Raw genomic sequence first — 20,834 nt, forward strand, 5'->3', positions numbered from 1 at the left:
AAGAATAATTTTAAGATTCAAATTTACATACTTTTCTAAAGTAAACTTATAATAATAGCGTGTTTTTCAAAGCTTTTAATTAATTGATTATTTCACTTTTAAAAACGTAGATTTTTTAAACTACTTCTGTAAGTATAATACTAAATTTTGCTGTTTTTTACCAAAACGAATAAGTATATAGAAATTTTAAATATCTTTGAATTATGAGCACAGCAACAAAACCAAAACACATTGGCAGAAATATTGGCCGACTGAGAGAACTTCGTAATATGAAACAGGAAACACTGGCAGAAGCTATTGGCGTAAGTCAGCAAACTATTTCCAGTATTGAAACGAGCGAGGAAGTTGATAGTAAAAAACTTGTAGAAATTGCAAAAGTTCTGGGAGTTTCGGTAGAAGCAATTGAAAATTTTTCGGAAGAATCAATCTTTAGTTTTTTCAATAACTACTACGATAGTAGTGGCAGTCAAAACGCCTATGGAAATGGAATTAATTTCACTTTTAATCCCTTAGACAAATTAATTGAGGCTTATGATGAAAATAAAAAACTTTACGAACGTTTAGTTCAGGCAGAAAAAGATAAAAACGAATATTTAGAAAAGGTATTAAATGTAAAATAATATTCTAATTCATCTAAAACTTCATTTGTAATGGAGTTTCTTTTTGCTTTTAAATGATTGAATTTTTTTTGCACACATTTAAATTAGCCTTTATCAAATTTGAATAAAGGAAGAAAACAAGCTTTATTTTCGAACTTAATATTATTCGCAATAATTATAATTGAAGCTATTTTCATTCATGTATTTTGATTTTTAAATAATCGATGACTGAAAATATCTCAAAAAAGAAGTTTTTTCATATTTAAAAATTAAATTAACATAATCTTTTCGGGTATTGTTTTGAATTATATTTAAAAAAAATAAATTTGCAAGTTCAAAACAAATTACAAAAATGAAAAACTTTAAAATGAAGCCAAAACTAATCGCCTTATTCGTATTAGCTATTGGATTTTTGACACTATCCTGGGGAATCGTGGGTCACGAACGCATCAACAAAGCGGCAGTTATGGCTTTACCTCAATCAATACAAGTGTTTTTTTACAATCACATTGATTTTATCACACAAGAAGCATCAGTTCCGGACATTCGTAAATATGCTTTAAACTATAAAGACGAAAACCCAAGACATTATTTTGACATGGAAAATTTTGGAGCTGTAGACAGTATTCCAACCTCTATGGAAGCAGCAAAGAAAAAATACGACGCTAAATTCTTGAATGACAATGGTATTTTACCTTGGTATATTGAAGATATGATGGCAAAACTAACAAAAGCATTTAAAGATAAAAACAGAGCCGAAATCTTGTTTCTTGCTGCAGATTTAGGTCATTATGTTGGTGATGCGCACATGCCTTTGCATACTTCTGCGAATCATGATGGACAATTAAGCGATCAAAAAGGAATTCATTCACTTTGGGAAAGCAAACTTCCTGAGTTATTTGCTAAAAACTACAAATTAAATGTTCCTCAGGCAGTTTATTATGAAGATGTTCATAAAGAAATCTGGAAGATGATCAACGATACACATAGTTTTGCTCAGCCATTATTAGACATTGATAAAAAACTAAGAACGGCAACTCCGGAAAATCAGGTTTTTAAAATGGACGCCGACGGTAAAGTATTGAAAAGCAAATACAATACAGCTGTTTTTTCTGATGAATATGCAAAGAAACTGCACGAACAATTAAACGGAATGGTTGAAAGCCAAATGCGAAAAGCCATTACAGCAACAGCAAGTTTCTGGTATACTGCATGGGTAAATGCAGGAAAACCAGATTTAAGCAGTCTTGATGCACCGGCAGTTACACAAAGAAACTACCAGGCCTTAAAAGATGATCAAAAGTTGTTTCAACAAGGAGATCTTTTCGGAATCAGAAATCAGAATGACTAGTGACAGTTTTCAGTCTCAGTTTACAGACTTATAACAGTTTTCAGTCTCAGTTTACAGACTTGTAACAGTTTCAGTCTCAGTTTACGGACAAAAACAATAAAAGCCTCAAATTTTAATGAATTTGAGGCTTTTATTTTTGATTAAAACTATGTGGATTTAAATATTCAGAATAATAGAAAGAGACAAGAAGCAAGACAATAGAAAATAGAAAAGAGACAATAGACAAGGAGCAAGACAAGACAATAAAAAATAAAAATCCGCGTCAAACCAGTTCAAATCAGTGTCATCCGTGTGCCATTTTCTCCAACATCCACAAAACCTGCGCACTCATAATTTTGGAATTTGGAATTTAAAAATTTGGAATTTAATTTTACTTTTGATATTTCTTATGTTTCAACATATCCGAAGCCGTTTGATAAAAAGAAATCGTTTCATTTATCAAATCAGTTCTTTTCGTTTTTAAACACTTTTCATTATAATAAATTTGATATTCCGGAGCAATTCCGGGTTTAGGATTAATTTGTAAATCAAACTGTTTCACTTGTTGTTTAGGTGATAAAACCGTCAGAACATTATCTTTTATCAAACCCAGATCCTGATAGGTGGCAATAAAAGCCCTTGGTTTGTAATCGGGTTTCAAAACATCCTGACCAAAAAACTTACTTTCATAGCTAAAATGCAATAATCCAAAAAGCGTTGGCATCAAATCAATCTGCGACATCAACTGATTGTATTTTGCAGGTTTTCCTGTAGGATCATAAATAAAAGCCGGAATTCTGTACTTATCTAACGGAAGTTGCGTTTTCCCCGCGCTCGAAGCACAATGATCTGCTACAATCACAAAAACAGTATTTTTAAACCAAGATTGTGTACTAACCATTGCAAAGAATTTTCTCAACGCATAGTCCGTATATTTTACGCCACCGTCACGAGATTTAATATCACCCGGAATATCAATTTTATTATTCGGGTAGGTAAAAGGCCTGTGATTACTCACCGTCATAATATGATTAAAGAAAGGTTTATTTTCCTTCGCTTCGGCATTCATAACCTTAATCGCCTTGTTATACATATCTTCATCACAAACTCCCCAAACATTCGAAAACGTAATTTCGTCAGGAGAAAAACTGGATTTATCTACAATATCATATCCATTTCCGGAATAGAAATCCTGCATATTATCAAAAAACGCATCACCGCCATACATGAATTTTACATTATAACCTCGTTGTTTAAAAAGCGCTCCCGTCGAAAATTTATTTTTATTGTCTTCCCTTTTTAAAACACTTTCACCTGCAGTTGGCGGTAAACATAAAGTCACTGCTTCAAGACCGCGAACCGTTCTGTTTCCCGCAGCATAAAGATTAGTAAATTCTAAACTTTTCTGCTTTAAACTATCTAAGAAAGGCGTAATATTTTGCTCGTTTCCGTACGTTTTCATGAACTCGGCACTATAACTTTCGATAGTAATCAAAACGACATTTTTATGATTTTCAACAGAATCGCTTGTTATTTTTCTAATTGTATTTTCTCCTGAAATAGCAGGAAATTGTTGTTTTAAAATTGCAAAAGCTTTCTCGTTTGAAATTGTTTTGTAAAACTTAAAATAGTCAAGTTTGTTATTTTGAAAAGCAAGATAGAACTTATACAAACCATTAGCTTGTAATTCGTTCACGAAAACATTTTTAGAATTTTCTGTTTTTGCCAGAGTTGGAATCGCAATCAAAGAAATTAAAAACAAGCCCAGATAAATACAGCTCATCTTTAGTTTTTCGCTTAAATTAGGAATCTCACTAATATAATTTTTAGATTTTTTCAGAATAAAATAAGTAACAGTTCCCGTTACTAAAAACAACGCAGAAAATATCGGGATTACAGGATAAGACTGCATAATGTTTCCGATAACTTCATTGGTATAAATCAAATAATTAACCGCAATAAAATTGTATTTAACACCAAATTCATTCCAGAAAAAGTATTCACTCAATCCGTTTTGTAAAATCAACAAAACGTACAAAAACAGCACAAAAGCAAACAACCAATATCTGATTTTGTCTCTTAATTTTGGAATAAAAAGCAAAAGCGCAAAAAGAGCCGTTTTGATTCCAATAAACATCAAGACAATTCTGGGTAAAGCACCGCCATATTCATCGAGAATACTTTTCCCGGAAGCCACATATACAAACAAGGCAATAAAAAAGCCCAAAATAATATAACCGTAAGGTTTATTGTATTTACAATTGGAGATAAAAATGAGATACAACCATAAAAATAAACTGGCAATTACAAAAACAAAAAAATCTGAAATAAGTCCTAAACTAAAGATTTTCAAACTCTCAATTATTGTAAACGAACTTTGAGTTATGGGATGAAAAAATAAAACAATTCGTAAAATAAAGCTTACGATAAAATAGAATAATGCAAGATTGTAAAACGGAGAAAACTTCTTGTAAAATGTCATGAAATTAATTTTTTACAAAATTAATTCTGATTCATTAGTTCCAGATGAAGTTACGCTTTTACCTTGCTTACGGTTAACTTAATGTTTACTTAAGATAAAGTTGTTTGCGTTATTATCGTGATTTTAAGCATTTTCAAAGTCATAAAATATTTATCTTTGAATCATAAAAAAATACTTAATCTTAACAAACAAATAAATGCACATATTAATAGTTGAAGATGAATTAGGTATTGTTCAGTTTTTGCAACAAGGTCTGCAGGAAGAAGGATATCAAATTACGACAGCAAGTGATGGCTCAAAAGGTTTTGAATTGATTCAGAATCAAAAATTTGATTTGATTTTATTAGATTGGATGCTTCCAAAAATCAACGGATTAGACTTATGTAAAGCTATTAGGGTGAAGGATAAGTCAACTCCAATTATTTTTTTGACTGCAAAAGATACCGTTCAGGAAACTATTGAAGGTTTAAAAGCCGGAGCCAATGATTATATCAAAAAGCCTTTTAGTTTCGAGGAATTGGTTGAAAGAATAAAGATTCATTTTAGAAGTCAAAAAGGGTCAGAATTACTGACTTTGGGAACCATAAAAATTGATTTGTCTAAACATGTTGTTTTTAAAAACGAAGATGAAGTATCCCTTACGCAGCGTGAATTTGAATTGCTGACGTATTTGATTAAAAATAAAGGAACAGTATGTACCCGAAATCAGATCTTAAAAGATGTTTGGGAAATAAATTTTGAATATGATACAGGCGTAATTGATGTTTTTATGAACGCAATCAGAAAAAAACTCAATTTAAAAATAGAAGAAGATTATATTAAAACAATTCGCGGTATTGGTTATATCGCTAACGATTTATAAATGGCACAGCTTTCCTTTAAAAACAGAATTGCATTAAATTATATCATTACAACCGGTTTGATGATAGTGGTTGTTTTTTCGGTTATTTATTCTATTGTAAAACATACCGTTTACAGTCATATAGATGAAAATATAAATGTCGAAGTTAACAATCATCTTGAAGAAATTAAGGAAGTTGGAGGTAAGGTGATTCTTATTGATGAGGAAGAATGGAAAGAACGTGAGCACAATACCGTAGACGTAAATCCTGTTTTTGTAGAGTTTCTCGATGTCAATAAAAACATCATAGAAAAAGCGCCAAATCTTAAAAAGGAAACTCTTGAATTTAATGATTCTGTAAAGGATTTTGAGTTATTTGATACAAAAATGGGCGATCACGCCATCAGGCAAATTCAGGTTCCACTTCAAATAAAAAACAAGAAAATAGGATATGTTATTGTAGCAATGTCATTAGCAGATTCTACAATGGTTTTAGATAATTTGTTTGATATCATGTGTTTGTCTTTTTTAGGGATTTTATTATTGTTGTTTTTTATAGCGCGTTTTTTTGCCGGAAGAAGTATAAAACCAATAAATGCTATCATCAATACTTCGAAAATAATTACGAAAGACAATCTAAAAACACGTATTACGCTCCCCAAAACAAAAGACGAATTATACACACTTTCTAAAACCATCAATAATTTACTGAACCGTATTGAAGACGCCATAGAACGTGAAAAGCAATTTACATCTGATGCTTCACATGAATTAAGGACACCATTAACGGTTATTAAAGGAACTCTTGAAGTTTTAATTCGTAAACCTCGTGACAATAAGGAATATGAAGAAAAAATAAATTATTGTATCAATGAGGTAGATCGTTTAAATACATTAGTGGATCAGCTGCTTTTAATGGCTAGATTTGAAAATCAAAAAAAGACTATTAATACAGAATCAGTTCATTTGAATTCATTAATTCTCGATGTTCTGACATTGAAGTCAGAAAAAATAAGCAATCAAAATATCAGGATTAACTTCGATGCACAGGAAGATTATTACATTGAATCAGATAATTTTTTAGTAGTTACAATTCTTAGAAATATTATTTCTAACGCAATTAAATATTCTAATAAGGATGGAGAAGTAAATGTTTTACTTTACCGACAAAATGAAATCATTCTCTGTAAAATTTCTGACAACGGAATTGGAATTGCAAAGCAGGATTTAGAGTCGATTTCTAATCCGTTTTTCAGATCAAATTCAACAGATCATCCTGAAATTAAAGGAACTGGATTAGGATTGTCTATTGTGAAAAGAATTACAGAATTGCTTCATATTAACTTCAAAATCGAAAGCGAAATAGGCGTGGGAACTACGGTGGTTTTAAGTTTTAACGAAAAAATGCAAACGTTATCGTAAATGCAAAAGAATGAATTAGAAAAGCTTGTCAGCTTTTTTTTAACAATAAACTACCGTTAAGTTAAATTAAAAATTGTTTTTTTATGAAATTAACTAGTATATTTGCAAACGAATCAAAGAATTATAAAACAAACCCAGTCATGATTTCTATTCAATTACATCATCATCATTTTCATAATTGCTCTCAGGCGATGTGTTAATGGTATGCATGTAAATCATCATATTTTAAAACCCGTTTGAGTACATCAAACGGGTTTTTTAATTCCTATTCTTTGTACTCAGATTATTAATCCAACAAAAACAAGAAAAATGAGTACGTTAAAAATTGCAATTCAAAAATCAGGTCGTTTAAACGAAGACAGCATTCAAATTCTAAGAGATTGCGGTATTTCGATCAACAACGGAAACGATCAGTTAAAAGCCGAAGCTTCGAATTTTCCTTTAGAAGTTTTATACCTTAGAAATTCAGATATTCCTCAATATTTAATTGACGGAGTTGTAGATCTGGCAATAGTAGGAGATAATCTTTTAGTAGAAAAAGGAAAACATATTGAAGTAATTCAAAAGCTTGGATTTTCAAAATGCAAAGTTTCCGTTGCCGTTCCTAAAACCTTCGAATACAATTCTATTCAGGATCTGGCAGGATTACGAATCGCAACTTCTTACCCCAATACAGTAACAGAATATTTCAATTCTTTTGGATTAAAAGTGGATATTCACCAAATTTCAGGTTCTGTAGAAATCGCTCCAAATATAGGTCTTGCCGATGCAATTGTAGATATCGTTTCAAGCGGAAGTACGTTATTCAAAAATAACTTACGTGAAGTAGAAGTAATCCTGAAAAGTGAAGCAGTTTTAGCCGTTTCACCAAAAGTTTCACCGGAAATTCAGAAACATATCGATACTTTAAAATTTAGAATTCAGGCAGTTTTAAGAGCAAGAAATTCAAAATATATTTTGATGAACGTTCCAAACGATAAAATCGACGAAATTGGAAAAATTCTTCCCGTTTTAAGAAGTTTAACTGTTTTACCATTGGCTCAGGAAGGATGGAGCAGCGTACATTCGGTAATTGATAAAGATACTTTTTGGGACGTCATTGACAAATTAAAAGACGCCGGAGCCGAAGGAATTTTAGTTTGCCCAATTGAGAAAATGGTACTTTAATGCGCTTTGCGCGCTTTAGGCAATAGGCTTTAAGCTTTACGCCAAAAAAACACAAAGTTAAAAAGCTTAAAGCCTACAGCTTATAGCATAAAGCAAAAAAATAATGAACAAAATAGACAATCCAAAACCAGATACCTGGTCAGAAATATTAAAAAGACCAACCAAAACTATCGATGATATCGAAGTTACGGTAAAAGAAATTTTTAAAGAAGTACAGAAAAAAGGAGATGAAGCCGTTGCAAAATACACTTCAATCTTTGATGGAATTGCCCTAGAGAATTACGAAGTTTCGCCGGAAGAAATTCAGGAAGCTGTAAATTCAATTTCTGCCGAATTAAAAGAAGCGATTCAATTAGCAAAAGCTAATATTTTAAAATTTCACACCGCTCAAAAAACCGATAAAATTTCAATTGAAACTATCGAAGGCGTAAATTGCTGGCAGGAAAAAAGACCAATTCAGAAGATTGGTTTGTATATTCCAGGTGGAACCGCGCCTTTATTTTCAACCGTTTTAATGTTGGCAGTTCCAGCAGAAATTGCGGGTTGTAAAGAAATCGTATTATGTTCACCACCGGATAAAACAGGAAAAATAAATCCTGCTATTTTGTACGCTGCAAATTTATGCGGAGTAACAAAAATCTTAAAAGTAGGCGGAATCCAGGCAATCGCCGGAATGACGTTTGGGACAAAATCAATACCAAAAGTGTATAAAATTTTCGGACCGGGAAACCAGTTTGTAACCGTAGCAAAACAATTGGCAACACAATTTGGAGTAGCGATTGATATGCCGGCAGGACCTTCGGAATTGCTTGTTGTGGCAGATGACACAGCGGTTCCGGCATTTGTAGCCTCAGATTTATTGTCTCAGGCAGAACACGGAACGGATAGTCAGGTGATTTTAGTTTCGACTTCAAAAAAACTAATTGACGAAGTAGAAAAAGAAATTCAGATTCAGGTTGAAGTACTTCCACGAAAAGAAATTGCAAAAAAAGCAATCGAAAATTCAAAATTAATTTATGTCGAAAATGATCAGATTGCTTTAGATTTAATCAACGAATATGGACCGGAACACTTTATAATTTGTTCTGAATATGATAATTTTTATTGCAACGGAATTGTAAATGCAGGTTCGGTTTTTATTGGGAATTATACTCCGGAAAGTGCAGGAGACTACGCTTCAGGAACCAATCATACATTGCCAACAAACGGATATGCAAAGAATTACAGCGGTGTAAATCTGGATAGTTTTATGAAATCAATGACGTTCCAGAAAATAACCGAAATAGGAATTCAAAACATAGGAAAAGCAATTGAAATTATGGCAGAAGCCGAAGGTTTACAAGCGCATAAAAATGCTGTAACTTTGAGATTGAGGAGTTTAGAAGAAAGATTGTAAGAGCAAGAAAGAAGCAAGAAGCAAGAAGCAAGAAGCAAGAAGAAACAAGATGCAAGAAACAAGATGCAAGATTTAGGATTTAAGAAATGTAGGTAAGTCTACAATCTTGCATCTTGCATCTTTCATCTCATAAAAAAAATAAAATAATGGAATTCGATATAAATACGATAACAAGAGAAAACGTAAAAATATTAAAACCCTATTCGTCGGCGCGGGATGAGTTTGAAGATTTTGATACTGCCGATATGATTTTTTTGGATGCCAATGAAAATCCGTTTCAAAATGGTGTGAATCGTTACCCTGATCCGCAACAGAATTCGGTTAAAGCGATTTTGGCGAAGAATAATAGCGTAAAATCAAGTCAGATTTTATTAGGAAACGGAAGTGATGAAGTTTTGGATTTACTTTTCAGGGCTTTTTGCGAACCAAAAATCGATAATATTATTTCGTTGCCGCCAACGTACGGAATGTATAGTGTTCTGGCAAATATTAACGCAGTAGAAAACAGAGAAGTTTTACTTTCAACCGATTTTCAACCGCAAGTAGAAAAGATTTTAGACGCTGTTGACGACAATACAAAAATCATCTTTTTATGTTCGCCAAATAATCCAACCGGAAATTCTTTTTCGGATGAAAGTGTGGTAAAATTACTTCAGAACTTTAAAGGATTGGTTGTAATTGATGAAGCTTATATCGACTTTTCAGACAAAGAAAGCTGGTTGACAGAAATTGATACCTATCCAAATTTAGTGATTACACAAACTCTTTCAAAAGCATATGGTTTAGCGGGAATTCGCTTAGGAATATGTTATGGTTCTGAAGCTGTAATTTCTGTTTTAAACAAAATAAAACCTCCGTATAATGTAAACGAATTAACCCAACAAAGAGCAATATTACGTTTGAATGATTCGGATAAAATAAAGCAGGAAATAGGTTCTATTATTGAACAAAGAGAGGAATTACTTAAAGTGTTACTGGAGGTTGATTTTGTAGAAAAAGTTTATCCTACAGAAGCTAATTTTGTGTTGGTAAAAGTAGATGATGCCAATAAAAGATACGATCAGTTAATTGCAAAAGGAATCGTAATTCGTAACAGAACAACCCAGCCTTTATGCGAAAATTGCCTGCGTTTTACGATTGGAATTCCAGAGGAAAATGCCATTTTAATTAAGGAATTGAAATTGTTGAGCTAAAAGAATTGACCCACAGATTTTACAAATTAAACGGATTATTTTTTCACGAATTTGAAGGATTAGAAAGATTCTTTCATGCAGATTTTGCAGATTAAAGCAGATTTAATTTTTAATTAAAAAATAATTTGTGTGCATCTTCTTAAATCTTTTTAAAATCTGGGTGAAATTGATAGCAGAATAAAAAATATCTTGAAAACGATTTGCGTGAGGGATAGAGGCGGTATCCTTTTGTGAAGAGAAACGGAACAAAAGATATAGCCGAAAGCCCGACCCGGAGGGACACGCCCAAAATAATAAAATATGAAAAAAGTACTTTTTATCGATCGTGACGGAACGATTGTTTTAGAACCAGAAAATTTACAATTAGATGCTTTGGATAAAATAGAATTTTACCCAAAAGCGTTTCAATATCTGGCTAAAATTGCCAGTGAATTAGATTACGAATTAGCGATGGTAACCAATCAGGATGGACTTGGAACGGATAGTTTTCCGGAAGATACGTTTTGGCCAACGCAGAATTTCATTTTGAAAGCCTTTGAAAATGAAGGCGTTTTGTTTGATGAAATCTTTGTAGACAGATCGTTTCCTGCAGATAACGCGCCAACCCGCAAACCAAGAACAGGAATGTTGACAAAATATTTAAACAATCCTGAATATGATTTAGCCAATTCATTTGTTTTAGGAGATAGATTGACGGATGTTGAACTGGCTAAAAACCTGGGCGCAAAGGCTATTTTCGTGAATATGACAGACGGAGCCGGAAGCAATGAGATTTCGTCGAAACGTGAAGAATTAGACGATACCATCATTTTACAGTCAACAAGTTGGAAAACTATTTATGAGTTTTTGAAACTGGAAGCACGTTCGGCTTCGATTACGCGTAAAACCAATGAAACGGATATTTTTATCGACCTAAACCTTGACGGAACCGGAAAAAGTAAAATCGAAACCGGAATTGCTTTTTTTGATCATATGTTAGATCAAATCGCGCGTCACGGTCAAATGGATTTGGAAATTTTCGTAAAAGGCGATCTGGAAGTTGATGAACACCACACGATTGAAGATACGGCAATTGCTTTAGGTGAAGTTTTCGCCAAAGCTCTCGGAAATAAACTGGGAATTGAACGTTACGGATTTTGTCTTCCAATGGACGATTGTTTAGCGCAGGTTGCGATTGATTTTGGCGGAAGAAACTGGTTGGTTTGGGAAACCGAATTCAAACGCGAAATGGTAGGTAAAATGCCAACAGAAATGTTTTATCATTTCTTTAAATCATTCTCTGACGGTGCCAAAGCAAATATCAACATTAAAGCTGAAGGAACAAACGAACACCATAAAATTGAAGCAATTTTTAAAGCTTTTGCAAAAGCCATAAAAGTTGCGGTGAAAAGAGATACAGAGAAAATGATTTTGCCATCGACAAAAGGGATGCTGTAGCCCCCTAACCCCCGAAGGGGGAATTAAAAAACAAAAACTAATGAATCAAGATACAACACAACTAAGGTCAACTCCCCCTTCGGGGGCCGGGGGGATAGTAATCATAAATTACGGAGCAGGAAATATTCAGAGCATTATGTTTGCTATTGAAAGGCTTGGTTTTAAAGCTGTTTTGAGTAATAATCCAGAAGAAATTCTGGCAGCTGATAAAGTGATTTTTCCGGGAGTTGGAGAAGCAAGTTATGCTATGAAAAAACTGAAAGAAAGCGGTTTGGATAGTTTGATTCCGACTTTGAAACAACCTGTTTTAGGTATTTGCCTGGGAATGCAATTGATGTGTAAATCGACTGAAGAAGGAAATACTGAAGGTTTGGGGATTTTTGATGTTGATGTGATTAAGTTCACGCCAAAAGTAAAAGTGCCACAAATGGGATGGAACCAGATTTATGATTTAAAATCGGATTTGTTTAAGGGAATTCAAGAGAATGAATTCATGTATTTGGTGCATAGTTTTTATGCCCCATATTGCGATGAAGCCATTGCCACAACGAATTATGAACTGGAATATGCATCGGCTTTGAAGAAAGATAATTTTTATGGGACTCAGTTTCATCCTGAAAAAAGTGGAGTTGTTGGGGAGAAAATATTGGAGAATTTCTTGAAAATCCCCTAGCCCCCAAAGGGAGAAGCCACAACCGATAAAAAAGTATTAATAACGGCTCTAATTTGTATAAAAATGTTAGAGTTTTAAAACCTATTACCCTCTAATAGGATTCCCCCTTTGGGGGTTAGGGGGATAAACATGAGAATAATACCAGCCATAGATATCATTGACGGAAAATGCGTTCGTTTATCCAAAGGTGATTATGATACAAAAATAATTTACAACGAAAATCCGCTTGAAGTCGCGAAATCATTTGAAGCACACGGAATCGAATATTTACATTTGGTAGATCTTGACGGAGCAAAATCGAGTAAAATTGTCAATTATAAAATATTAGAGCAAATTGCGACACAAACCGGATTGAAGATTGATTTTGGCGGTGGTTTAAAATCAGATGAAGATTTAAAAATTGCTTTTGAAAGTGGTGCAAACCAAATTACAGGCGGAAGTATTGCGGTAAAAAACAGGGTAATTTTCGAAAAATGGATTTCAGAATACGGTTCGGATAAAATTATTTTAGGAGCTGATGCCAAAGATGAAAAAGTAGCTATTTCAGGCTGGCTAGAAGATTCAAAGGAAGATTTGATTCCGTTTATTCAGGATTATCAAATCAAGGGAATTCAATATGTTATCTGTACGGATATTGCAAAAGATGGTATGTTAGAAGGTCCTAGTTTTGATTTGTATGAGAAAATATTAAAAGAAGCTATTGGAGTAAAATTAATCGCTTCAGGAGGAATTTCAACTTTCGACGAATTGCCAAAATTAGCCGAATTAGGTTTCGAAGGAACGATAATAGGGAAAGCGATTTATGAAGGCAGAATTACTTTGAAACAATTGGAAAATTACATTATTGGTAAAATGTAAAAAGTGAATTGTAAAATGAAAGCTGGATTTTTAGGAAATAGCATTTCACATTTTACATCTAACTATTAACAACAAAAAAATGTTAGCAAAAAGAATCATTCCTTGTTTGGATATAAAAAACGGAAGAACCGTAAAAGGGGTTAATTTCGTGGACTTGCGTGATGCGGGAGATCCGGTTGAACTGGCCGAAATTTATTCGGCAGAAGGTGCAGATGAGTTGGTCTTTCTGGATATTTCGGCTACCGAAGAACGTCGTAAAACGTTGGTGAATATGGTGCGAAGTGTTGCCGAAAAAATCAATATTCCGTTTACGGTTGGTGGTGGAATTTCGTCTGTAGAAGATGTGGAGATTCTGCTGAATAACGGCGCTGATAAAGTTTCGATCAATTCATCAGCAGTAAAAAATCCGCAATTGATTAATGATTTAGCTCAGAAATTCGGAAGCCAATGTGTTGTTGTTGCAATAGATGCCAAACAAATTGACGGACAATGGATTGTACACTTAGTTGGTGGAAAAGTACCAACGGAACTTAATTTGTTCGATTGGGCAGTTGAAGTAGCTGAACGAGGCGCAGGTGAAATTTTATTTACATCGATGGATAATGACGGAACTAAAAATGGTTTTGCCAATGATGCTTTGGCTAAACTTTCAGGACTAATTAATATTCCAATTATTGCTTCTGGGGGAGCGGGAAATATTCAGCATTTTGTAGATTCCTTTAAAATAGGAAAAGCGGATGCGGCTCTGGCTGCGAGCGTTTTTCACTTTAAGGAAATTGAGATTAAGGCTTTGAAAGAAGAATTGAGAAATAATGGGATTGAAGTAAGGATTTAGAAGGAAGAGGGAAGAAGCAAGAGGGAAGAAGCGAGAGGAAAGAAGCAAGAGGGAAGAAACAAGAGAAAAGAAGCAAGAGGAAAGAAGCAAGAGAAAAGAAACAAGAGAAAAGAATAAAGAGAATAGAAATAAAAATATAGAATTTAGGAAGATCTGAAAATCTGAAATCTAAAGTCTAAAATCTAAAATAAAATATGAACGTAGATTTCACAAAAAACGCAGACGGATTGATTCCGGCAATTATTCAGGATTCAGAAACAAAAAACGTTCTGATGTTGGGATATATGAACGAAGAATCACTTCAAAAAACAGTAGAAACACAAAAAGTAACTTTTTTCAGCCGTTCAAAACAAAGACTTTGGACGAAAGGCGAGGAGAGTGGTAACTTTTTGAATCTGGTAGATATTAAAAACGATTGCGATGGCGATACGCTTTTGATTCAGGCAAAACCTGTTGGACCAACGTGTCATACTGGTGCTGATACTTGTTGGCAAGAGGAAAATAAGGAGAATTATGGTTTTCTTTCGAATCTTGAAAATACAATTAAAGTTCGTAGAGAGAATGCTGATTCAGAGAAAAGTTATGTCGCTTCATTATTTGAAAAAGGAATCAATAAAATTGCCCAAAAGGTAGGTGAAGAAGCTGTAGAAGTGGTCATTGAAGCAAAAGATGATAATGACGATTTATTCCTTAGCGAAAGCGCTGATTTATTGTTTCATTATTTGATTTTACTGCAAGCAAAAGGCTTTCAGCTGAATGATGTGGTAGATGTTTTGAAGAAACGTCAGAAGTAAAATATTTTGTTTCAGGTTTCAAGTTTCAGGCTATCTCACAGAACTTGAAACGTGAAACCTGAAACAAATTAAAACGACTAAACTTTTTACTCCACAAACTCAAAAACCGCAAATTCTTCCGGTTGATGAAAACCATGTTTTGTACTCTTATAATTTTTTAAAGCGAGATATTCAATTGTATTGCCGAAATCGATTCTAAAAATATTTCCTTTCCATTTTGTTCCCGTTTTCGGTTTACTGAAATTACCGTTTTTAATATTTTCTAAACTTGAATATGGGATTTTAATTTCTGTATTGAAACCTTCCGGATCTATTTTGCTTTGCGCTTCTAATCCTTGAATATCAAAAGTCATTTTTGTATTCCAGCCTCCGCAAACTGGAGAAATACATTTGAGTAACATATCATAATGTGATGAAAATGCATTTACTCCAATTTCGATATAATGCTGACCATCACCATCAGGATCGATAAAAATCTCGACTAAATCATCTGTAGTAAAAATTGGAGAATCTTTTTTCTGAGCTTTTCCTATTATATTAGAATCGGCAGTACGATAGGCAATATATAGATTTTCGTCATTCCAGGAAAGTGAAACAAATGTATTTTGAGTAGCTTTTTCGCCCGAATTATGAATCACGAACGGACCCAGAAAAGGAGTTTTCCAATCTGATAAATCGCCATCGACAGTAATTATTTCATTTGTTTTATAGATCGAAATGTTTTGTGAATAGTTTGTTGCTGTGCTCATAAAACATAAAAAGGCGATGATTGTACTAATTTTCATAAGAGAAATAAAATGAAATTTGATTGGCTAAAATAAGGAAGAATACATGATTTAACATTAAATCTTATGATTAGAGATTGTAAAATGAATTAAAAATTGATTCGAATGTTTACATTTGTTGGAAGTTAAAGTTAGTTGAAATACCTTTTTTTATTTCGATTAAAGGAAAATATTTACTTCGTATGAAAAAATACTTTGGTGGCGTCTTTATCGCCTTTTTGTTTGGTTTTACTGCCAATGCACAGGGACTTTTGAATAAGTTTGAAACGGTTTTTACACATCAGGATTCTTTACGCGGAAGCATTACTAAAGAACGTGTTTGGTGGGATTTAAAATATTATCATTTAGATGTTAAGGTAAATCCAAAAGAAAAAACTATTAGCGGTTCAAATACAGTTCGTTATACTGTTTTGACAGAGAATAATAAAATGCAAATTGATTTGCAGGAACCAATGCAGATTTCCAAAGTGACTCAAAACGGAAAAGAATTGAAGTTTGAAAGAGATGGAAATGCTTTTTTTGTTCAATTGACTGAAAAACAAAAAGTTGGAGAAACTAAAGAAATCGTAATCTCGTTTGGAGGAAAACCTAAAGAAGCGATTAAACCACCATGGGATGGCGGAATTACCTGGAAAAAAGATAAAAATGGTAAAGATTTTATTGCTTCTTCATGTCAGGGATTAGGCGCCAGTGTTTGGTGGCCAAACAAAGATCATATGTATGATGAAGTAGAAAATATGTTGATTTCTGTAAATGTTCCCGGAGATTTGACAGATGTTTCGAACGGAAGATTGCAAAGCGTTAAAAAAGAAAAAGACGGTACAAAAACTTTTAATTGGTATGTTTCAAACCCAATTAATAATTATGGTGTCAATATTAATATTGGAGATTACGTTAATTTCTCAGAGAAATACAAAGGAGAAAAAGGAGATTTAGATTGTAATTATTACGTTTTGAGAGATAATCTGGCTATAGCCAAAGAGCAATTTAAAGATGCTCCAAGAATGCTAAAGGCGTTCGAAAACTGGTTTGGACCTTATCCTTTTTATGAAGATAGTTATAAACTGGTTGAAGCTCCATATTTAGGCATGGAACACCAAAGCAGTGTAACGTACGGAAACGGTTTTAAAAATGGTTATTTAGGTCGTGATTTAAGCGGAACCGGCTGGGGATTAAAATTTGATTTTATTATTATCCATGAATCCGGACATGAATGGTTTGCAAATAATATCACGTATAAAGATATTGCAGATATGTGGATCCACGAGAGTTTTACCAGTTATTCTGAAAGTCTTTTTGTTGAATTTTATTATGGAAAAGATGCTGGTGCTGAATATGTAATTGGCTGTAGAAAAGGTATCAAAAACGATCAGTCAATTATTGGTCATTATGATGTAAACAATGAAGGTTCAGGCGATATGTACCCAAAAGGTGCAAATATGCTGCACATGATGCGTCAGATTATTAATGACGACGCAAAATGGAAATCAATTTTGAGAGGTTTAAATAGTACTTTTTATCATCAAACAGTTACGTCTAAACAAATTGAAGATTATATCAACACACAATCAGGAATTAATTTTAACAGAGTTTTTGCTCAGTACTTAACAACAACTCAAATTCCGGTTTTTGAATATATTTTTAAAAATGGTGCTTTAGGGTATCACTGGACAAATTGTGTGGCTAAATTTGATATGCCGGTTAAAGTAACTTTAAATGGTCAGGAAATTTGGTTAAAACCAACAACAGAATGGAAATCAGAGAAAACAACCACTGATGAACGAAAAGTTGAAGTTGACAAGAATTTTTATGTAACAAGTTCTAATATTGTTGAATAGAATTTTTTGAATTCCAGAATTTTTTAAAAATCCCAAATTTCAATTTAGAATTTCTTATAGCAAAAACGATAGTTTGAAATGCCCCCAAAAAGTTAGACACTATTTGGGGGCATTTTTATGGAAAAAAGAATAAAATACAATTAATAGTATTCTGTTTTTTGTGAACAGTACTTAAGGATTTAAGTCTAAATAGCTGTAATATAAATAAAACCTAATTTATTAGCTCTGGCTTGGGTATTTTGGCAGAAATTCACTAATTTACATCTTCAATCCGGCCAATGAAAATCAACAATAAATTGGTCAGGAATTTGTCTAATTAAGAAATTAATATTTCAACTAAAAAAAATATTTATGGATTCTCAACAAAATTCTCCTCTGCATAACAAGATTTTTAAAAGCGAAAGCGAAATACCTGATGAATTTAAAGTAGAGGAAATACACCAAAGAACCTATTTGCTAAATGGGGAACTGGTTGAATGGAACGGCGAAGTTTTAGAACTTTATTCTCCGGTATGTATTCCAACCGAAAACGGGTTACAAAGAAAACTTTTAGGAAGCGTACCCAATACAGGAGTTAAAGAAGCTCTGGAAGCGCTTGACGCCTCTGTAAAAGCATACGATAACGGATTTGGCGAATGGCCGAAAATGCCTGTCGAAGACCGAATTAAATGCATGGAAAAATTTGTGTATTTGATGGGACAGCAACGCGATTTAATCATAAAATTATTAATGTGGGAAATAGGAAAAACACTGCCGGATTCGACTAAAGAATTTGACAGAACCGTTGACTATATTAATCAGACAATTGATGCATTAAAAGATATAGACCGCGAATCGTCAAGATTTGAACAGGCAGAGGGAACTATTGCTCAGATTAGAAGAGCGCCTTTAGGAGTTGTACTAAGTATGGGACCTTTTAATTATCCTTTAAATGAGATATTTACAACGCTTATTCCGGCGTTAATAATGGGGAATACTATTTTATTTAAGCTTCCTAAACACGGTGTTCTGGCACATTATCCTTTGCTAAATGCCTTTAAAGAAGCTTTCCCAAAAGGAACGGTAAATACTCTTTACGGAAAAGGCGCGGAAATTATTACTCCAATTATGGAAAGCGGAAAAGTAAATGTGCTGGCATTTATTGGTTCAAGTAAAGTAGCAAACGGACTTAAAAAACTCCATCCTAAAGTTAATCGTCTTCGTGCAATTTTGAGCCTCGACGCTAAAAATGCGGCAATTGTAACCAAACATGCCGATCTTGATGTTGCAGTGAGCGAATGTTTGTTAGGTGCTTTATCGTTTAACGGACAAAGATGTACTGCCTTAAAATTAATCTTTGTACAAAAAGAAATTGCGGACGAATTTAATAAAAGGCTAACAGCTGCGGTTTCTCAATTAAAACCAGGACTTCCGTGGGAACAAAACGTAAAAATTACGCCATTGCCAGAGGTGAATAAACCGGCATATCTTAAAGAATGTCTGGACGATGCGATTGCAAAAGGCGCTAAAATCCTTAATGAAAACGGAGGATATAGTGAAGAATCATTTGTTTTTCCGTCAGTCGTTTTTCCGGTAACTCCAGAAATGAAATTGTATCACGAAGAACAATTTGGACCAATTATTCCCGTAGTTCCGTTTGAGGATATTCAGGATCCTATTGACTACCAAATTAATGCTTCGCACGGGATGCAGGTAAGTATTTTTAGTGAAGAACCTCAGGAAGTTTCCGTATTGATCGATTCATTTGTCAATTTAGTAAGCAGAGTAAATATCAACTGTCAGGCACAAAGAGGACCGGATGTTTTCCCATTTACAGGAAGAAAAGACAGTGCAGAAGGAACACTTTCGGTTTTTGATGCCTTGCGTTCTTTCTCTATCAGATCTCTGGTTGCAGCAAAAATTACACCTGCTAACAAAAAACTTTTAAATACAATTGTAAAAGATCACGATTCGAGCTTTTTAAGCACAGATTATATCTTTTAATACATTTTAATAAGTTGTAAAAAATCCGGATTTTTGAAATCCGGATTTTTTTTTACCCTCAGTTTACGTCAGTTTTAAAACCTGTTGGATTTAATTTTTATTATCTTACTACCATTTTTTAAGAGAACCTTGTACTAAATAATTTACTTTTTGATCAATTATCCTCAAACAACATTTATTACAAATAATTAACATGACTAATTTCAATTTCTTTCCTCTTTTTTAATATCTTTCGCTCCAACCTAAAAGCTTTACACTATGACATTGATTTCCAAAGAAAAATTTACTAAAGCTTCGGGACTTTCTAAAATTCCTATTCCGGGATTACCATCGTATTTAATGAAAGTAATGAAAATTAACAATTTAAATGCAATTGTAAAAGAAGCAGGTACTCTTGAGGGTGCAGATTTCTCTAATTATGTCTTAAATAAAATAGGCGTAAAAGTGCAATATGACGCAACCGAATTACAAAATATCCCTCGCGAAGGAGCATTCATAGTAATTGCAAATCATCCTTATGGTGGTATTGAATCATTGGCTTTATTAAGTACTATTTCGAAAATCAGACCTGATACAATGTATATGGGGAATTTTTTATTAAAGGAAATTCCAAATTTGGCCAAATGCATTATAGCCGTAAATCCGTTTGAAAATGTGCAAAATTCTGCGAGTATTACGGGATTAAAAATGACATTTAAAGCGCTTGCCGAAGGTACTCCTGTTGCTATATTTCCTGCCGGAGAAGTTTCTTCCTATAATTTTAAAACCAGTAAAATTACAGATCCTGAGTGGCATCCAGTAGTTGGGAAAATTATTTCAAAAGCCGATGTGCCTATTATACCAATATACTTTCACGGAAATAATGGTCTTTTCTTCAGTATGTTAAAAACAATTCATCCTATGCTGCAAACGTCAAAACTCATCTCTGAGCTTTTTAACAAGCAAGGATATATACTTAAACTGACTATTGGCAAAGCTATTCTTTTAAAAGGGGCAAAAGGAAAAGCTTTCGATCCTTTATTACTGCAAAATCTTAGAAATAAGCTTTATGCACTAAAAAAGCAACCACAAAATTAATAACATCTATTATAAAATACAGCCTCCGGAGTCATTTGATCCTGGAGGTTTTTTTATTTCTGAAGATCACAGTTGATATAAATTCTAAAGAATGAAATAAAAAAGGCAGTTTTAAATTACTTGT

General features: G+C 33.3%; 17 protein-coding genes. 15 read left to right on the forward strand and 2 right to left on the reverse strand.

Features of this window, described 5'->3' with window-relative positions; translation table 11 throughout:
• The first annotated feature begins 203 nt into the window (after nt 1-203).
• Together ACHRVX_RS05320 and ACHRVX_RS05325 are read left to right on the forward strand one after the other, a co-directional pair.
• Nucleotides 204-620, forward strand: a complete 417-nt coding sequence (locus ACHRVX_RS05320; RefSeq protein WP_395329958.1) for a helix-turn-helix domain-containing protein — start codon at nt 204-206, stop codon at nt 618-620.
• Between the two features lie 331 nt (nt 621-951).
• On the forward strand, nt 952-1,950 hold the full coding sequence (locus tag ACHRVX_RS05325; RefSeq protein WP_395329960.1) for a zinc dependent phospholipase C family protein: 999 nt from the start codon (nt 952-954) through the stop codon (nt 1,948-1,950).
• Nucleotides 1,951-2,320: 370 nt separating this feature from the next.
• Here ACHRVX_RS05325 and ACHRVX_RS05330 read toward each other — a convergent pair whose 3' ends face one another.
• Nucleotides 2,321-4,411 carry an LTA synthase family protein gene (locus ACHRVX_RS05330; RefSeq protein WP_395329962.1) on the reverse strand — a complete coding sequence of 697 codons (2,091 nt, stop codon included), beginning with the start codon at nt 4,409-4,411 and terminating at the stop codon, nt 2,321-2,323.
• Between the two features lie 196 nt (nt 4,412-4,607).
• On the opposite strand from ACHRVX_RS05330, the gene ACHRVX_RS05335 reads away from it, so the two are divergent.
• The 10 genes from ACHRVX_RS05335 to hisIE all read left to right on the forward strand — a co-directional run bounded on the left by ACHRVX_RS05335 (nt 4,608) and on the right by hisIE (nt 15,027).
• The gene (locus ACHRVX_RS05335; RefSeq protein WP_395329964.1) at nt 4,608-5,273 is read left to right on the forward strand and encodes a response regulator transcription factor; all 666 of its coding nucleotides are present in this window, start codon (nt 4,608-4,610) and stop codon (nt 5,271-5,273) included.
• Complete coding sequence (locus ACHRVX_RS05340; RefSeq protein ID WP_395329966.1) at nt 5,274-6,674, forward strand: ATP-binding protein; 1,401 nt, start codon at nt 5,274-5,276, stop codon at nt 6,672-6,674. It begins immediately after the preceding gene.
• Between the two features lie 309 nt (nt 6,675-6,983).
• Nucleotides 6,984-7,841, forward strand: a complete 858-nt coding sequence (hisG, locus tag ACHRVX_RS05345) for an ATP phosphoribosyltransferase (protein WP_395329968.1) — start codon at nt 6,984-6,986, stop codon at nt 7,839-7,841.
• A 103-nt stretch (nt 7,842-7,944) separates the two neighbouring features.
• Nucleotides 7,945-9,237 (forward strand): histidinol dehydrogenase, encoded by a 1,293-nt coding sequence (hisD, locus tag ACHRVX_RS05350; protein WP_395329970.1) that lies wholly within the window; start codon nt 7,945-7,947, stop codon nt 9,235-9,237.
• 146 nt (nt 9,238-9,383) lie between these two features.
• A complete protein-coding gene (gene hisC, locus ACHRVX_RS05355) occupies nt 9,384-10,430 on the forward strand; it encodes a histidinol-phosphate transaminase (protein WP_395329972.1) in 1,047 nt (348 codons plus the stop codon).
• 300 nt (nt 10,431-10,730) lie between these two features.
• A complete protein-coding gene (hisB, locus tag ACHRVX_RS05360) occupies nt 10,731-11,867 on the forward strand; it encodes a bifunctional histidinol-phosphatase/imidazoleglycerol-phosphate dehydratase HisB (protein WP_395329974.1) in 1,137 nt (378 codons plus the stop codon).
• A 40-nt stretch (nt 11,868-11,907) separates the two neighbouring features.
• Complete coding sequence (gene hisH, locus ACHRVX_RS05365; protein ID WP_395329976.1) at nt 11,908-12,540, forward strand: imidazole glycerol phosphate synthase subunit HisH; 633 nt, start codon at nt 11,908-11,910, stop codon at nt 12,538-12,540.
• A 129-nt stretch (nt 12,541-12,669) separates the two neighbouring features.
• Nucleotides 12,670-13,398, forward strand: coding sequence for a 1-(5-phosphoribosyl)-5-[(5-phosphoribosylamino)methylideneamino]imidazole-4-carboxamide isomerase (gene hisA / locus ACHRVX_RS05370; RefSeq protein WP_395329978.1), 729 nt, complete (start codon nt 12,670-12,672; stop codon nt 13,396-13,398).
• A gap of 79 nt (nt 13,399-13,477) precedes the next feature.
• On the forward strand, nt 13,478-14,233 hold the full coding sequence (gene hisF, locus ACHRVX_RS05375; RefSeq protein ID WP_395329980.1) for an imidazole glycerol phosphate synthase subunit HisF: 756 nt from the start codon (nt 13,478-13,480) through the stop codon (nt 14,231-14,233).
• A 194-nt stretch (nt 14,234-14,427) separates the two neighbouring features.
• Nucleotides 14,428-15,027 (forward strand): bifunctional phosphoribosyl-AMP cyclohydrolase/phosphoribosyl-ATP diphosphatase HisIE, encoded by a 600-nt coding sequence (gene hisIE / locus ACHRVX_RS05380; protein ID WP_395329982.1) that lies wholly within the window; start codon nt 14,428-14,430, stop codon nt 15,025-15,027.
• A gap of 86 nt (nt 15,028-15,113) precedes the next feature.
• Here hisIE and ACHRVX_RS05385 read toward each other — a convergent pair whose 3' ends face one another.
• On the reverse strand, nt 15,114-15,812 hold the full coding sequence (locus tag ACHRVX_RS05385; RefSeq protein WP_395329984.1) for a carbohydrate-binding family 9-like protein: 699 nt from the start codon (nt 15,810-15,812) through the stop codon (nt 15,114-15,116).
• Nucleotides 15,813-15,994: 182 nt separating this feature from the next.
• Here ACHRVX_RS05385 and ACHRVX_RS05390 point away from each other — a divergent pair, with 182 nt between their 5' ends.
• The 3 genes from ACHRVX_RS05390 to ACHRVX_RS05400 all read left to right on the forward strand — a co-directional run bounded on the left by ACHRVX_RS05390 (nt 15,995) and on the right by ACHRVX_RS05400 (nt 20,710).
• Complete coding sequence (locus tag ACHRVX_RS05390) at nt 15,995-17,650, forward strand: M1 family metallopeptidase (RefSeq protein ID WP_395329986.1); 1,656 nt, start codon at nt 15,995-15,997, stop codon at nt 17,648-17,650.
• Between the two features lie 351 nt (nt 17,651-18,001).
• Nucleotides 18,002-19,633: an NADP-dependent glyceraldehyde-3-phosphate dehydrogenase gene (locus ACHRVX_RS05395; RefSeq protein WP_395329988.1), complete on the forward strand. Its 1,632-nt coding sequence runs from the start codon at nt 18,002-18,004 to the stop codon at nt 19,631-19,633.
• A gap of 258 nt (nt 19,634-19,891) precedes the next feature.
• On the forward strand, nt 19,892-20,710 hold the full coding sequence (locus tag ACHRVX_RS05400) for a 1-acyl-sn-glycerol-3-phosphate acyltransferase (protein WP_395329990.1): 819 nt from the start codon (nt 19,892-19,894) through the stop codon (nt 20,708-20,710).
• Nucleotides 20,711-20,834: the final 124 nt, after the last annotated feature.

The organism is Flavobacterium sp. FlaQc-47 (assembly GCF_044006475.1).
GTDB lineage: Bacteria > Bacteroidota > Bacteroidia > Flavobacteriales > Flavobacteriaceae > Flavobacterium.